The following is a 14,821-nucleotide window of genomic DNA, read 5'->3' on the forward strand; positions in this document are numbered from 1 at the left end:
GGGGTTTTATGGGTGTTGGGGCGCGGGCGGGGGGGGTGGGGGGCGGGGGGGGCGGGGGGCGGGGGGGGGGGGGCGCGCGCCCCCCCGCCCCCCCCCCGGCCAAGGCTCGTGCTCCTTGCGGCATCGGTGGTGATGCTGTCGCTTCTGGCCAGCGAGGACGCGCTCATGATCTTCTCGCACACCTTCACGAAGGCATGGTGGCCGCTGCACTTCTGCAACTTCGCGGAGTACCTTTGCCTGGCGTACTCCATGCGCCAGGGCCACGCCTGCCGCGAGCTGCTGCTGACGCTGGGCCTCATGGGCGGCATGGCGGCGATGCTCTTTCCCGGCTGGCTGGCGTGCCCGCCCTACACGTGGCCGGTGGCCTGCGGGTTCATGGAGCACGCGCTCATATTTGCCGTCTCGTGGTGCGCCGTGCGCGAGGGCCGCGGCCGCTTCCACCTTCGGGACGTGCGGGTGAGCCTGGCGTTCGTGGCGGCCTACGTGCTGTTCTTCAGGTGGTTCAACGCGCTTTTGGGCTCGAACTACGGCTTCGTGAGCGGCCCGGCGTACGGAACGCCGATCGAGTGGTGGTACGACGCCCTGGGCGACCCCCTGTACCTGCTGCCGTACGCGCTGTGCTTCCTTGTCGCGGCGCTTGCGCTCAATTTGTGGGCAAGCTCGTGGCCTGCGGCCGCGCAAGGGGAGAAGGGCACTCACCGCGAGAAGGGCGGCCGTCGTGCGGGGCTCGCCCTGCCAAGCCGAGGGGGTGGCCACCCATGCGCGTGATCGGCACGGTCAACGTGCTGGAGGACGCGGACATGCAGCGCTCCATGGTCCGTGCGTCGTGGATAATCCTGGGGGTTGGCGCTGCTGTCGCCTTTGCGCTGTGGCTCGCGTCGCTTGCGTCAGGCCGGCGCGTTCTGGAGCCTGTGAGCCTGGGCTGGGTGCTGGGTCTGGCGGCGGCGTCTGTCGTCGCACTTCCCGTGCACGAGCTGGTTCATGCCGCGGCCTTCGTGCTTCTGGGCTCGGGCGACGTGCGCGTGAGCTTTGGCTTCAAGGACTTCATGCTCTATACCTCGGCAAACGGCGCGATTCTTCCCCGCAGGCGCTTCATGGCGGTGCTGCTGGCGCCTTCCGTCGTGGTTTCCGCGCTGTTCGTGCTGGCGGGGTGCGCGTGGCACGCCCCGCTGTTCGCGCTCTTGGGAGGCGCGTTCCACCTGGCTGGGTGCACCGGCGACCTCGACATGGTGCGCGTCATCAGGGACACGCCCGCCGCGGCGTTCGTGCGAGACTCTCCCGTGGGAATCGAGCTGCTCTCGGAGGAGTAGGGGCGCAGTTGGGGCGGACATGCGCTCGACCAGCTCGCGCGAACCCGCAAGGTGCCGCCCGTACGTATCCGTTGCGCCAACTAGGCGCGGGCACGAACTCTGCTAGCATGGCCGCAGGGCCCATGTTGCGCCATGGCGCGGCGTGGGCGTCCGCGGGGCGACCCACAAGGAGGTTCCATGCTCAGGTGCAACTACCACACCCACACCGTGATGTGCGACGGGTCGGACACGCCGGAGGACGTCGTGTGCGAGGCCATCGCCAAGGGCTTCGAGCACCTGGGCTTTTCCGGTCACATGGACCCTGACATCCACATGGACTGGCCCGCCTACGTGGCAGAGATCCGGCGCCTCCAGTCCGCGTACGCGAGCAAGATAGACATCCTCCTCGGAGTGGAGCTCGACAACGTCTACGACCCCGCGTGCTGCCCGGGCGCGGAGTACGTCATCGGCTCCACGCACTTCCTGGACGTCGACTCCGAGGTCCCCCTCTCCGTCGACAGCAGCGTGCAGAGCATGCGCCGCCTGTGCCACGAGTTCTTCGCCGACGACTACTACGCCCTCGCCCGCGCGTACTACGAGCTCGAGGCCAGGGTGTACGACCGCCTTCGGTGCACGTGGGTCGGCCACTTCGACCTGGTGACGCGCTTCAACGACGAGGCGCACTTCCTGGACGAGTCCGACCCCCGCTACACGAAGCCCGCGCTCGAGGCCATGGAGTACCTGGTGGGGGAGGGCGTCCCGTTCGAGATCAACTGCGGCGCCGTCAACCGCGGCCGAAAGGCGGAGCTCTACCCACGCCGCGAGCTCCTGCGCGCGCTCCACGACTTCGGCGGCCAGATCTTCATCAACGCGGACGCGCACCAGAAGGAGCTCCTCGACGGCGGCTTCGACGTCGCGGTCCGGACGGCCATGGACTGCGGGTTCACGCACGTCAACTACCTCGCCCACGACGCCGCGGGCAACGTGCTCGTGCGCCAGGTCGCGCTCGATGGCCTTTACTAGCGGCTGCGTTTCGCGCGGGCGAGAAAAGCCGTGCGACGTGCCCGCAACGCGCCCCCCGGGGCTGTATATAAAGTCCTCGTTTGGGGTATCCCTCACTCACCTGCCGGCGGTGGTCGCCGGCACGAGTGAGAGGAACCGACATGGGTTTCATCAGCACCGCCGTTCTGGTGGTCATCGTCGTGGCAGTCGTGCTCTCCACGGGGTACGTTGTCAGACAGCAGCACGTGGCCATCATCGAGCGTCTGGGACGCTTCCACGGATTCGCGGGTCCCGGCTTCCACGTCAAGGCGCCGTTCATCGACGTCACGCATGACGTCAGCCTCATGACCGAGGACGAGCACATGACGTTCGACGCCAAGACCAGCGACAACGTCACGATAGAGCTCGACGTCTCCATCCAGTACCATGTCGACTCGCACGACATGGACGCCCGCCAGGAGTCTGGCGTGTACAAGAGCTTCTACACCCTGCAGGACCCGGTCGGCCAGATGCAGGACTACCTCGCGGACGCCCTGCGCTCGCAGATCCCCGCGCGCACGCTCGACGAGGTCTTCAGCGAGAAGGACGCCATCGCCCACGCGATCGACGAGGTCGTCGCCGCCAAGATGCGTGACTACGGCTACGTGCTCGTGACCACGCTCATCACCAGGATCAAGCTCCCCGGCGAGGTCCAGGAGTCCATGAACCACATCATCGCGTCCAAGAACAACCTCGAGTCCGCAAAGAACGACGCCGAGGCGGCCCGCGCGAAGACGGTCATCGCGGCGCAGGCAAAGGCGGAGGCCATGGCGGCCGAGGGCAAGGGCATCGCGGACCAGCGCATCGCCATCGCCCGCGGCATCAAGGAGTCCATCGACACCATCAAGGGCGCCGAGATGAACGAGGGCGAGGCCAACCGCCTGTTCGAGTTCACCCAGTGGATCGACATGATGAACCAGTACGCCGCGAAGGGGCCCTCCACCGTGGTGCTGCCCAGCGACTTCGGCCAGACGTCGAGCATGTTCGACCAGGTCGTGGCCGCGCAGAACGCACCGCGTCCCGCGGGTGCGCCGCAGGCGCCGGTCGACCCGTACCGCAGGATCGGCTCGGAGGGCTGGGGCGACGCCGACAAGGGCGGCCACGCCGGCTCCGCAAAGTCCCGCAGGTAGGGTCAGCGCCAACGTCGGCAGGCGGCGCACGCCGTCGCAGCGCACATTAAAAAAGCCGGGCGAGAAGGGCCGCCCTTCTCGCCCGGACGCTTCCGTGCGTGCGCCTTACCCGTGCGCTACGCCCGTGCGGGCAGGTTCGCCTCGGCCCAATCGATCACGTGCCCGCGCATGGCATGCACGAGCTCGTTTGCCCAGAAGCCCTCGCGAAGGTCTGGCATGACGTCCAGCGCGAACACCCGGAGCGTGTACACGTGGTCCCGGTCGGGCGGCTGCGGGCCGTTGTAGCGGCAGGTCAGCAGCGGGTCGGAACTTTCCACGAGCCTGCTCGCGGACGAGTTCTTGCCCTGCACCATGCCAAACGACCCCAGGTTCGACGCGTCCTCCGGGAAGGCGAGCCGCCCGTCGCGCGCGAGCGAGGCGTCGATCCCCGCCGCGACCCAGTGGATCCACGTGAACCCGCACACGGGGATGGAATCGTAGTCCGTGAACGCGAGCGCAAGCGAGCGCGCGCCCTGCGGTATGCCCTCCACCTCGAAGGGAAACGACGTCGTCGGCTTCTGCGCGTGCAGGTGCGCGGCGTCCGCGTGCTTCGCGTAGCGGTCCGGAACCATGCCGTTCTTGTCGAGCACAACCTTGATGTCCATGCTGCCTCCCGTCGTTGGCGTATGCTCTCATCTTACTAGCGTTGGGCGAGTTCGGGGGGCATGCGGATGGACGGACACTCTCAGGCGGCATCGGGCGCGGCGTCCGCGCGCACGCCGCTCCTTCTGCACGCATGCTGCGGTCCGTGCTCGCTCGAGCCCGTCAAGTACCTCAGGCAGGAGGGCTTCGAGCCCACCATATGCTGGACGAACCCCAACATCCAGCCCGTCCGCGAGCACGACAGGCGCCTTGCGGTGCTCATGGCGTGGGCGCGCGACGTCGCGCGCGTGGACGTGATCGTCGCGGCGGACGACCGCGACGCGTGGGAGAGGGGCGTCGCCCCCAAGGGCCTCGACCGCGAGCGCAGGTGCAGGGCGTGCTATGCCGTGAGGCTGGCGGAAAGCTGCCGCGTGGCGCGCGAGCGGGGCTTCCGCTTCGTGTCGACGACGCTTGCCGTCTCGCCGTACCAGCTGTTCGACGCCTGCCACGACGAGCTCGTGTCGCTTGCGGCCGCCCATGGCCTCACGCCCGTGTGGCGCGACTTCCGACCGCACTACCCGGAGTCCGTGGAAGACTCCCGCGCGCTCGGCATGTACCGGCAGAACTACTGCGGCTGCCGCTTCTCGGCGGCGGAGGCCGCCCTCGAGCGCCACGAGGCACGCGACTGGCGCAAGGCCGCGAAGGCGGCCCGGCGCGAGGGCCGCGAGCTGCCTCCCCGCCCGGAGTACCTGCCCGGCTAGGGCGTGGTGCCACCGCGGGCACCCGCCCTTCTCCGCTTTTTGTGCTGAACGTTCGCGCGCGCCGCGCGGGCCGGCCGTCCGTCGCGCTATCATGGGCGGCTGTTGGAACACGCGATGCGTGCGACCCCGAAGGCCGCGCGCGAGGGATGCGGGGTTACGCATGCGCACAGACGACTTTGACTACGACCTTCCCGAGGAGCTCATCGCACAGGAGCCGGCGGAGCCGCGCGACTCGTGCAGGCTGCTCGTGCTGCACCGCGATGACGGGTCCGTCGAGCACAGGCACTTCTACGACATCGTGGACTACCTGGAGCCGGGCGACCTCGTCGTCGCGAACAAGACGCGCGTCATGCCGGCGCGCCTGATGGGGCACAAGCGCGGCACGGGCGGCGTGAGCGAGACGCTCCTGCTGAAGCGCCGCGAGGACCTGGACGTGATGGGCCACGTGTGGGAGTGCCTGGTGAAGCCCGGCAAGCGCCTGAAGCAGGGCGCCGTCATCGAGTACCGCGAGGGCGGCATCCACGCGCCCATGAGCTGGCCCGTCGTCCTCACGGGCGAGGTCGTGGACTACGTGGACGAAAGCCGCGGCGGCCGCCTGGTACGCTTCGAGCCGGCCGAGGGCCTCACGCTGGACGAAGCCATCCACAAGGCTGGCCACGTGCCCCTGCCTCCCTACATCACGCAGTACGACGGCGACCCGGAGAAGTACCAGACGGTCTACGCCATGCACGAGGAGCACTCCGCGGCGGCCCCCACGGCCGGCCTGCACTTCACGCCGGAGCTCATCCGCAGGATCGAGGGCATGGGCGTGCAGTGGAAGACCGTGGAGCTTGAGGTCGGGATCGACACGTTCCGCCTGGTGGAGGAGGACGACCCCACGAAGCACGTCATGCACACGGAGCGCTACCACGTGAGCCAGGACGTAGTGGACGCCGTGCACGCCACGAAGGCCGCGGGCCATCGCGTCGTCGCCATCGGCACCACGTCCGTCCGCTCGCTCGAGAGCGCGTTCGACGCGGAAGCGCCCGCATGGGAGCCCCCGTGCGTCGCGCGCCGCTTCGAGGACGCGCCGGACTCCGCCAAGACCCTCGGCAGGGGAGACATCGTCGAGCGCCGCGACGCCACCACGAACCTCTACCTCATGCCAGGCTCCACCTACCACGTGGTCGACGCCATGGTCACGAACTTCCACGTGCCGCGCTCGACCCTCATGATGCTCGTCTCCGCGTTCGCCACGCGCGAGCAGATCATGGCCGCCTATCAGGCGGCAATCGCCGAGAAGTACCGCTTCTTCAGCTTCGGCGACGCCATGCTCATGGTGTAGCGCCGTCGTCGCGACCCCGGCGCCTCGAACTCGCCGGGCCATGCAAAGAGCCGCGGCTCCCCGTCACCTAGGATGGGGAGCCGCGGCTCGTATCCTTGCGCAAACATGTCGGCCCCGGGCGGGCCGCGCGCCTGCCTAGAGCGTTCGCATCACGAACGTCGCCACAAGCGCCACGAGGACCACTGCCAGCACGATGGCCCCTATGAACAGGAAGCGCTGCTTCCTCGTTGCCTCGCGCAGGTGCTTCTCCTCGTGGGCGAGCTTCTGGGCGGACTTCATGCGCTCCTCGAGCTCCTTGCGACCCTGGGCGATCGTGCGCGCGAGCTCCGCGCTCACCTCGGGCGTCGCGTGTATCTCCGTCGCCTCGTCCAGCAGCTTCTTCGCCTCGGCCTGGCGCGCGTCCGCGTCCTGCCGCTCCTTACCGGCGGTCGTGATGGCGCGGTCGCGCTTCGCGATCTCGTCGGAAAGCTCCTTCTCGCCCGCGAGGGCGGCGTTGTACAGGCGCTCGTACTCCTCGCGGTGCTCGTCCGCCTCGCGCTTCGCGGCGTCGGCCGCCGTCTCCGCGCTCTCGAGCGCGCGCCTCTGCGCGGCAAGGTTGGCCTGCGCGCCGTCTACCAGCTGCTTGCACTCGTTCGTGACGCGGTCGAGGTCCGCGCGCGCCGCGTCTAGGTGCGCGCGCTCGGCCACGATGTCGCTCTGCTTCTTCTGCACCACGGCGGGGGAGGCGTTCGAGTCCGCCTTCAGCGCGTCGAGCTCGCCCTCCGCCTTGCGCAGGCGCTCCTGCGAGTTGTCGACGGAGCGGTTTGCCGAGGCCACGCTCTGCTCGCGCCGCTTCGTCGCCTCTCCCAGCTGCTGGTCCGCCGCCTTCGCCTGGCGCTTCGCGTCGGCGAGCGTCTTCGCGGCGTCGTCCGCGCGTCCCTTCGTGGACTCCATCAGCTCGCGGTACGGCCTCAGCTGCTCCTCGTGCTCGGTCTTCATCTGGGCGAGCCGCCCCTCGAGCTCGGCCTTCTCGGCCGACTGCTGGTCCATCACGGCCTGGGCGCGTGCGGACGCCTGACCCTGCACCATGAGCGCGTCGTTCTGGGTGGCCACGATCTTCTCGTAGTCCGCCTCGATCTTCGTGCGGTGGTCCAGGACCTTCTGGCTCTCCTCGAGCTCAGCCTTGAGCGACTTCACCTTGTCGTGGGCCTCCGCGCGGCGCTTCGCCGCGGCGCGCACCTGCCTGATGGCGCCAAAGCCGCCCTTGAGGGGGTTCTCCGAGTCCGCGCCCGTCGCGCCGGCACCCTTCCCTTTGCGCGACTTCGCGCGCTGCCTGTCCAGGTCCTTGCCGGTTATCACGTCAAGCTCGTCTGCCGCCACGGGCACCGCGCCGGGATACTCGAGCCCCTCGTCCTTCGGGGCCCCGCCCTCTGCGGACTGCGTGTCGGTGTGGTCGTGCGGCTTTGCCATGGGGTCTCTCCTTGGGTGGGCCGGCGCGCTCCCTCGCGACGCGCCGGTCTGTGGTGGCGATTCAGAATATTCTAGGGCTAAATTCTAGGTCTAACCCGTGCAATGGGAGGCTTGCATGCGCATACCGACACATTTTGGCATCCAATGACCATCCCACATGTTTTCTTTGTTACTATAATCATCAAGCAAGGCATCAATTGGACAGGGCGCCTTGCCCTTCCCCTGTTAGATCTAAAGGAGTGCGTTATGGTTTCCAAGCAAGTTTCCATCGTCAGCCCCACCGGTCTCCACGCTCGCCCCGCTTCCCAGTTCGTGCAGGTCGCGAAGCAGTACCAGTGCGCCGTCACCATCAAGGACCTTGACAAGGGCTCCGCTCCCGTCAACGCCAAGTCCATCATGATGATCCTCGCCGCCGGCCTCGGCACCGGCACCAAGGTCGAGATCACCTGCGACGGCGCGGACGAGAACGAGGCGCTCGGTGCCCTCCTCGGCATCAAGGACGGCGACGCCAACCTCTTCGAGTAGCGTCTGCGCTGCCCAAGGTCACGCACCTTCCGCATGTGCGCGGGGCCTGGTTCGGATTCCTCCGGACCAGGCCCCGTTCGCTATGCCGACCTTTCCGGTGACGGCAAGGCGGACGCGCGGCGAGAAGGACGCGCCCCCGTCGCCGTCGCCCCGTGGCTGGCCGCGTGGCCTTACGCCACGTAGTCCTCCGGGCGCACGCCCATCTTGCGCTGCAGCTCCAGTATCGTCTCGCAGAAGCGGTATCCGTGCGGCGCGGACGTCCTCACCAGGCGCCCGTCGCGAAGCGCGATCAGGCGGTTCGCAGGCACGGGCTTCCACTCTGGCGCCTCGGCGGAGCCCCCAAGGCACGTCGTGCTCACGACTATGGCCTGCCCGCCCTTCTCGTCCGTGAACGAGCGATAGAACAGCGTGCACTTCGACGTGTTCGTGTGCACGTAGGTGTACTCGCCGTCGTCCAGGATGATGTTCACGCGGTTGCGGTTCGCCAGCTGCGTCACGGCGCCGGAGAGCGCCCCAAAGCGCACATCGAACGTGGGCTTCGCGCCACGCAGGTACGCCTCGTCCATCACGTCCGTCAAGAAGGCCGCCATGCGCTCGCTGTCGGTCTCGCCCTCGGTGTGGCCCTCGTAGGGGAAGGTCAGCCCCTCGTTGAACAGGATTCCGTTGTGGATGAGCGTCCACTGCCTGCCGGTCATGTCGACCGTCCTGAACGGGTGGCAGTTGCGCTCGGCCATGTCGGTGCCCGTGGCATAGCGTATGTGGGCGAGGACGTGGCTCTTCTCGATGGGGGAGCCCAGGACCTTCCAGTTGAGGTCCGAGTCTATGGCGCGCCTGCCCTCTCGCACGAGGGTGACGGACGCGTCGTCGAACGGGTCGCCGTCGCGCCAGGAAATGCCCCAGCCGTGGGGGTGGTTCACGCTGTGCGAGAAGAACTCGCGCAGGTAGGCGTTGGTGTTGACGGGACCCTCCGCGTTGAGGGCAAACAGTTCGCACATGCTTGTGCTCCTTACGTTGGAAGTTGCGCGCTAGGCGCGCCGGGCGAGAAGGACGTCGCGGCGACACGCTGCGTCGCGGTCGATCGCGGTGCAACAGCACGTACACGTCATGTCCCTCTCCTTCCAACGGGGCCTTCGCGGGCGTCTGCCCGCCGAGCTCTGGCGGCTATGTTACCCAATGTGGGCCCGCCGTGCGCGACGGTTTACAAAGTCCTCAACTTGCCTTCGCCTGCACGCGGCCTCGATTTCGCGCGGCCACGCAGCAGAAAGAAGGCCGCCGCCCAGCTGGCGACGGCCTGACGGACGCTATTTGCCAAACATGGCGGCGTGGATCTTCTCGTACCAGGACCGCGCCTTAGAGAGGTACTCGTTGTGCTGCGACCCACCCTTGCCCAAGGACGCGGGGCAGTCGGTGCTCGTTACCTCGTTGTGGCCGATCACGTTGACGCCCCACTGCGGGATGCCGAGGTTGTACTGCAGGCACAGCAGCGCCACCAGCTTCGAGCCGGCGTTGATGGCCGCCTCGGTCAGGTAGCGGTGGGCGGGCGTGGAGCCGGGGGCGTCCGCGTGCTCGATGCCGATGCTGTCGAGGTTCTTTACCCAGTTGCCCGCCTGCCAGGCGGTGTCGCTGTCATAGACCAGCTGACCGACCGTGCCGCTGGACTCCACCTGGTAGTGCGCCGATGCCTCGCGGGTCTGCCAGGTGTTCCAGCAGCCCTCCGTCGTCAGGTTGCCCTCGTTGTGGTGTATGACGATCTGCCTGATGACGTGCTGGCCGCCGTGGCTCGCGTCGAAGCGCCCCTTGCTGTAGTGCTTGTTCATCAGGAGCACCTTCACGGTGCCGGACCAGTACTGGGAGGACTTCAGCCAGCAGTAGTCAAGGCCGGACGCAACTACGGACGACGCGCCCTTCAGGACGAGCTTCACCTTGAAGGCCTCGGCTGCGAGCGCGCGTCCCACGGTACCCGCCACCTGGCCGTTCGATACCCATGACTGCCAGCCCACGTTCTGCACGTGCGCCTGGTACATGACGTCGAAGAACTTCGAGATCGCGCCCGTCAGCCTCACCTGGAACGCCTCGAGCCTCTTGGACTGTCCCGTGGTGCCGGCAACCGAGCCGTCGGACACCCAGTCCTGCCAGCCGGTGCCCTGCACGTGCGAGCGGTAGCTGATGCCGCCGGAAAGCGCGTCCTCTCCGCCCGTCAGCTTGATGGTCATCGCCTCCAGGCGCCGTGACTGTCCCGTGGTGCCCGCTGTCGCGCCGTCCTTTCTGGCACCCTGCCAGCCCACGTCCTTCGAGTGCGCCGTGTAGATCACGTCGGGCGTCGAGAAGAACGATATCTCCGTGGCCTGGCCGTCCGCGCTTGGTGCGGATTCCCCCTTGCGCACCAGCAGCACCTGGATGGCCTCCATGCGCCCGCTCGCACCCGTCGTTCCTGCGGAGGCCCCGTCCTTCGTCCAGGCCATCCAGCCAATGGTCTGCACGTGCGCCCGGTACCACACGTCGTACAGGTTCGCGAGCTCTCCCGTTAGGCGGACCTCGACGGCCTCGATGCGCTTGCCTCTGCCCGTGGTCCCGGCATAGCCCGCGCTCGTGGCCCAGCCCTGCCAGCCGATGTCCTGCACGTGGGCCCTGACCTCGACATCCCCGTCGGCGTAGGCGTTCTGGACCTTCACGCGGATGGCCTCGATGCGCTTGCTCCTTCCGGTGGTGCCGGCCGTCTTGCCGTCGGTCACCCAACCCTGCCAGCCGATGTCCTGCACGTGCGCCTGGACGCGCGCCTGCGTGCCGTCAATGAACGACTCGCTGTCGGTGGAGGCGAAGTCGCCGTAGGAGGCGTCGGTGGGGTCTGGGGCGCCAATTCGCAGCAGACGCAGTTCAAGTGCCTCGAGACGCAGTCCCTGGCCCGTGGAACCCACCAGGCCGGTGCTCGTCCATGCGAGCCATCCGTGGTCCTGCACGTACGCGCGCGCCCACAGCTGCCAGCCCCTCGCGAGGTCCGATCCCTCGCGAAGCCTGACCTGGAGCGCCTCGATGCGCTTGCCGGAGCCTGCGGTGCCCACCGCGTTGCCGCCGGAGGTCCATCGTGCGTCCCAGCCGGTACCCTCCACGTGTGCGCGGTACTCCATGTCCGAGTCGGAATAGGACGTCCCGTCGGGGGAGGTGACGTGAAGCGTGAGGGAGTCGATCTTCTCGCCAGATCCGGCGCTTCCCGCCACCTGGCCGTCAGACGCGGTCTGGCTGCCCTTGCCGTACACGTCGACGTCCGCCGAGATGCTGGGCGACGACTCCGACTGCGAGGCGTCGCACGATGCTGCGTCGCCGGTGGGGGAGGGGTCCGTCGTCGCGTCCGCGCTGCCCTGTTCGGTTACGTCCGCGCCGACGGCCGCGTCCGTGGACGCCGCTTCCTGCGATTCGCCGCCGAACGCGGCCTCCGCCTGCGCGCTCGATTGCTCGGCCTCCGCCTGCCCCGATGTCGTGACGGCGGCGGTGGTTGATGGCGGCTGCGTCGCCGCGGGCTCGGTCGCATACGCCGCGACGGGCGCTCCCACGAGCGCGAGGCCGATGACGACCGCGATTTTGGCTGACCTTCCGGATGCTAAGTACAAAGGGAGTCACTTCCTTGTGATGGTTGCATATGCCCTCGGTGCAGGGCCCGTTTACAGCTATCCCAAGATTGTGAGTCGCGCATCGTCCAATTTGTTGCACAACAAATTTTGGCCGCAACGTGCTGCGCAGCCACATGAGGGACCCCTTGCGTGCCCGGACAAGGCAATGCGCAAGGGGTCCTGGGGGTTGCGTGTCCGGCGCGGGGCGCGCCGGGACCCTCGTTACTCGTCGCCGAAGCTGATGCCAAGCATGCGCGCCTCGCGCACGAGGTCGCTCTTCGGGTCGACGTACTTCAGCTTGCCCGCCACGTCCTCGAGCGGCACGCGGCACATCTTGCCTCCCACCTTGGCGATCATGTAGCCAAACTTCCCTTCAAGGAAGCCGTGCGCCGCCTCGACGCCGCACTGCGTCGCGAAGATGCGGTCCTGGGCGTCCGGCTGGCCGCCGCGCTGGGTGTGCCCGGGAACGGCCACGCGCACCTCCTTGCCGGTGCGGCCGGCGACCTCCTCCGCGATGTCGTACGCGACGGACGGCTTTACGCGCTTTGCGACCTTCGCCTTGTAGTCCTTCTTGCGCATGGCGGCCTCCTCCTGCGAGATGGCCCCCTCCGCGCACACGATGATCGAGAACCGGCCGCCGTTCTTCTCACGCCTCTCGATCGCATCGACCACGTTGTCCATCTTGTAGGGGATCTCGGGGATGAGGATCACGTCCGCGCCGCCGGCGACGCCGGCGTACAGGGGGATCCAGCCCACCTTGTGGCCCATGATCTCGATCACAAATACGCGACCGTGCGAGCTCGCCGTCGTGTGGATGTCGTCGATGCAGCGCGTCGCCACGTCGATGGCGCTCGTGAAGCCAAACGTGATGTCCGTGCCAAACGTGTCGTTGTCGATCGTCTTCGGCAGGCAGATGACGTTCAGGCCCTCCTCGCGCAGGCGGTTCGCCGTCTTCGTGGAGCCGTTGCCGCCCAGCACGAACAGGCAGTCCAGCTTGAGGGCCTTGTAGTTCTTCTTCATGGCGGGGACCTTCTGGACCCCGTCGGCCTCGGGCGTGTCGATGCGCTTGAACGGAGTTCGGCTCGTTCCCAGGATCGTTCCGCCCATCGTGAGGATGCCGCTGAAGTCGCTCCAGTCCATCTTGCGGTAGCGACCGTAGATGAGGCCCTGGTAGCCGTCCTCGAAGCCGTAGACCTCCACGCCCTCCTTCGTGTTGTTATACACCGTCTTCACTATGGCGCGCATGGTCGCGTTCAGCGCCTGGCAGTCGCCGCCGCTCGTGAGCAGTCCGATCCTCAGCATGGATTCCCCCTTAGCCTCGTTGGGAGGCACTCCCAACTACCATTTGTCGGCGGTGCCGCGCAAAGGGTGCCCACAGCCCCGACCACCCTAGATTTTGGCACGTCGAGGCCACGGCGCGCACCAGATTGTGCACTCGTTCACAAACAAACGGCGTCCTTGCGCGCGTCTTTGTGCCGCATTACGGGTAGGCTTCACCTAGACAGTTATCTGACAGTTATCTGCGGGACGCCCGGGCGAGAAGCGCCGCCCCGCCGCCGCCCCGCATTCGGAGGTGCACCATGACATCGGACGCAAGACTAGAGCGGGCCCGCGCCGCGGGCACGCGCGCCCTCCAGAGCTTGGACGAGGCGGCGGAGCAGCTTGACGGCGCGCGCAACTGGGGCCTGCTCGACATCCTGGGCGGGGGCCTCCTTACGAGCCTCGTGAAGCGCTCGCGCCTGGACGGCGCCTCCGAGGCGGTGGGGCGCGCCCAGCGCGACCTTGAGGCGTTCGCCCGCGAGCTGCGCGACTGCTCCGGCGTCACGGGCGTCGACCTCAGGCGAAGCGACATGCTCGAGCTGTTCGACATCGTGTTCGACAACTCCATAACGGACCTCTTCGTGCAGTCCCGCATCGAGGACGCCCGCGCGGACGTGAGGCGCGCCCGCGCGCGGGTTGCGGCCATGCTCGCCGAGCTCGGCTCGGCCGGGAGGGCGTAGCGTGGCGGCCCGCGGCGGGCGCCGGCGCGGCAGGCTCATGGCGGCCATCCTGGTCGTCGCGTTTGCGCCCGTGTTCCAGTGGCTCGTCTACCAGCCCATATCGTGGCTGCGCCTCGACGAGAACCTCTCGCTCGAAGTCGCGTCCGCCCTGTACATGGCCGTGGCCGTCTGCCTTCTGGGCGGCCGGCGCATGCTCGTCCCCTCGCGCGCGTCCTTCAGGAGCGTCTGGCACCTCGCGTGGCCCATCCTCGCCATCAGCCTCGCGCTCACCGGCACGCAGGTGGCGGGCTACGCGTCTGGCGCCGCGCACCTCTCGCCCCATTGGGCGCAGAACGTGGCGTACTACGTGGCGTTCTGCCTGTGCATAGGCGTCTTCGAGGAATGCTACGTGCGCGGCGTGCTGCTTGGCGGCCTGCTGTCGCGCTTCGGGCGCAGCCGCGGCGCGCTGTGGGCGTGCATCGCCGTCTCGTCAGTCTACTTCGGGGCGCTGCACATCGACTGGGTGGGGCTCGACTACGCAAGCCCGCTCGCGCTTGCCCAGGCCGCGCTCAAGGTGGCGCAGACCGGCATCTACGGCGCCGTGCTCTCCGCCGCCGTCGTGGAGGACGACAACCTCACGGGCGCCATCCTGTTCCACGCGCTGGACGATTTCTCGATCATGGTCATACCGTACGCGCTCTTCGGGGAGAGCCTCAGCACCAACTACGTCTCGTCCGGCCGCGAGGAGGCCATGAGCTCCATCGTGCTGTACGCGGTCCTCTGTGTGCTGTACCTTCCGTCGCTGTGGCGCGCCGTCCGCCGCACCAGGGCGCTCCCGCAGCCGCATCATGGCGGTTTCGTGATGGACGCGCTGGGCGAGAAGCGCGAGGGCCCGTGCTTGCCGCCGGGTGCCGGGGAGTTTCCGGTGCCGCCCGCGGGGATGCCGCACGACCGTGCACGCATGAGGGAAACCGCAGCTCAGGAACAGGGTGCGGAGCCGGTCGATGCGCCGGAGCGCTGAGGCGCCCCCGCCTTAGGACCTTGCGCGCACCGCGCGCAAGGCAGCCGCAAGTCCCACGCGCAGCATGCCTGTGCTG

At 68.0% G+C, this 14,821-nt stretch carries 14 protein-coding genes; 9 read left to right on the top strand and 5 right to left on the bottom strand.

The genetic code is table 11. The features are described 5' to 3' along the window. Window positions 1-108: 108 nt before the first annotated feature. The 4 genes from ACTQWE_RS08865 (at window position 109) to ACTQWE_RS08880 (ending at window position 3,460) form a co-directional block, all read left to right on the top strand. Entirely contained in the window at window positions 109-768 is a 660-nt protein-coding gene (locus ACTQWE_RS08865; RefSeq protein ID WP_441921602.1) for a TMEM164 family acyltransferase, read from the top strand. Further along, a complete protein-coding gene (locus tag ACTQWE_RS08870; protein WP_441856802.1) occupies window positions 759-1,310 on the top strand; it encodes a DUF3267 domain-containing protein in 552 nt (183 codons plus the stop codon). Before ACTQWE_RS08865 ends, ACTQWE_RS08870 begins: the two co-directional genes overlap by 10 nt. A 177-nt stretch (window positions 1,311-1,487) precedes the next feature. Continuing rightward, entirely contained in the window at window positions 1,488-2,312 is an 825-nt protein-coding gene (locus ACTQWE_RS08875; RefSeq protein WP_441856803.1) for a histidinol-phosphatase HisJ family protein, read from the top strand. 140 nt (window positions 2,313-2,452) lie between these two features. Then, complete coding sequence (locus tag ACTQWE_RS08880) at window positions 2,453-3,460, top strand: SPFH domain-containing protein (protein WP_441856804.1); 1,008 nt, start codon at window positions 2,453-2,455, stop codon at window positions 3,458-3,460. A 116-nt stretch (window positions 3,461-3,576) separates the two neighbouring features. Here the strand turns inward: ACTQWE_RS08880 and ACTQWE_RS08885 are convergent, their stop codons facing one another. Then, window positions 3,577-4,104 carry a YbhB/YbcL family Raf kinase inhibitor-like protein gene (locus tag ACTQWE_RS08885; RefSeq protein WP_441856805.1) on the bottom strand — a complete coding sequence of 176 codons (528 nt, stop codon included), beginning with the start codon at window positions 4,102-4,104 and terminating at the stop codon, window positions 3,577-3,579. 66 nt (window positions 4,105-4,170) lie between these two features. Between ACTQWE_RS08885 and ACTQWE_RS08890 the strand changes: the two genes are divergently transcribed. Together ACTQWE_RS08890 and queA are read left to right on the top strand one after the other, a co-directional pair. Next, window positions 4,171-4,842: an epoxyqueuosine reductase QueH gene (locus ACTQWE_RS08890; protein ID WP_441856806.1), complete on the top strand. Its 672-nt coding sequence runs from the start codon at window positions 4,171-4,173 to the stop codon at window positions 4,840-4,842. Between the two features lie 160 nt (window positions 4,843-5,002). Continuing rightward, window positions 5,003-6,166, top strand: coding sequence for a tRNA preQ1(34) S-adenosylmethionine ribosyltransferase-isomerase QueA (gene queA, locus ACTQWE_RS08895; protein WP_373577455.1), 1,164 nt, complete (start codon window positions 5,003-5,005; stop codon window positions 6,164-6,166). Window positions 6,167-6,301: 135 nt separating this feature from the next. On the opposite strand, the gene ACTQWE_RS08900 is transcribed toward queA, so the two are convergent. Then, entirely contained in the window at window positions 6,302-7,615 is a 1,314-nt protein-coding gene (locus ACTQWE_RS08900) for a hypothetical protein (protein ID WP_441856807.1), read from the bottom strand. A 246-nt stretch (window positions 7,616-7,861) separates the two neighbouring features. Between ACTQWE_RS08900 and ACTQWE_RS08905 the strand changes: the two genes are divergently transcribed. After that, window positions 7,862-8,140: an HPr family phosphocarrier protein gene (locus ACTQWE_RS08905; RefSeq protein ID WP_090844290.1), complete on the top strand. Its 279-nt coding sequence runs from the start codon at window positions 7,862-7,864 to the stop codon at window positions 8,138-8,140. A gap of 170 nt (window positions 8,141-8,310) precedes the next feature. On the opposite strand, the gene ACTQWE_RS08910 is transcribed toward ACTQWE_RS08905, so the two are convergent. The 3 genes from ACTQWE_RS08910 to ACTQWE_RS08920 form a co-directional block, all read right to left on the bottom strand. After that, entirely contained in the window at window positions 8,311-9,135 is an 825-nt protein-coding gene (locus ACTQWE_RS08910; protein ID WP_441856808.1) for a class II glutamine amidotransferase, read from the bottom strand. A gap of 306 nt (window positions 9,136-9,441) precedes the next feature. Beyond that, entirely contained in the window at window positions 9,442-11,745 is a 2,304-nt protein-coding gene (locus ACTQWE_RS08915) for an N-acetylmuramoyl-L-alanine amidase (protein ID WP_441856809.1), read from the bottom strand. A gap of 222 nt (window positions 11,746-11,967) precedes the next feature. Beyond that, a complete protein-coding gene (locus ACTQWE_RS08920) occupies window positions 11,968-13,047 on the bottom strand; it encodes a 6-phosphofructokinase (RefSeq protein ID WP_441856810.1) in 1,080 nt (359 codons plus the stop codon). Between the two features lie 278 nt (window positions 13,048-13,325). On the opposite strand from ACTQWE_RS08920, the gene ACTQWE_RS08925 reads away from it, so the two are divergent. Next, a complete protein-coding gene (locus ACTQWE_RS08925; protein WP_170103389.1) occupies window positions 13,326-13,745 on the top strand; it encodes a hypothetical protein in 420 nt (139 codons plus the stop codon). Window position 13,746: 1 nt separating this feature from the next. Next, window positions 13,747-14,745 (top strand): CPBP family intramembrane glutamic endopeptidase, encoded by a 999-nt coding sequence (locus ACTQWE_RS08930; RefSeq protein ID WP_441856811.1) that lies wholly within the window; start codon window positions 13,747-13,749, stop codon window positions 14,743-14,745. The last annotated feature ends 76 nt before the right edge of the window (window positions 14,746-14,821 follow it).

It is taken from the genome of Parafannyhessea sp. LCP19S3_B1, from assembly GCF_052121955.1.
Taxonomy (GTDB): domain Bacteria; phylum Actinomycetota; class Coriobacteriia; order Coriobacteriales; family Atopobiaceae; genus Parafannyhessea.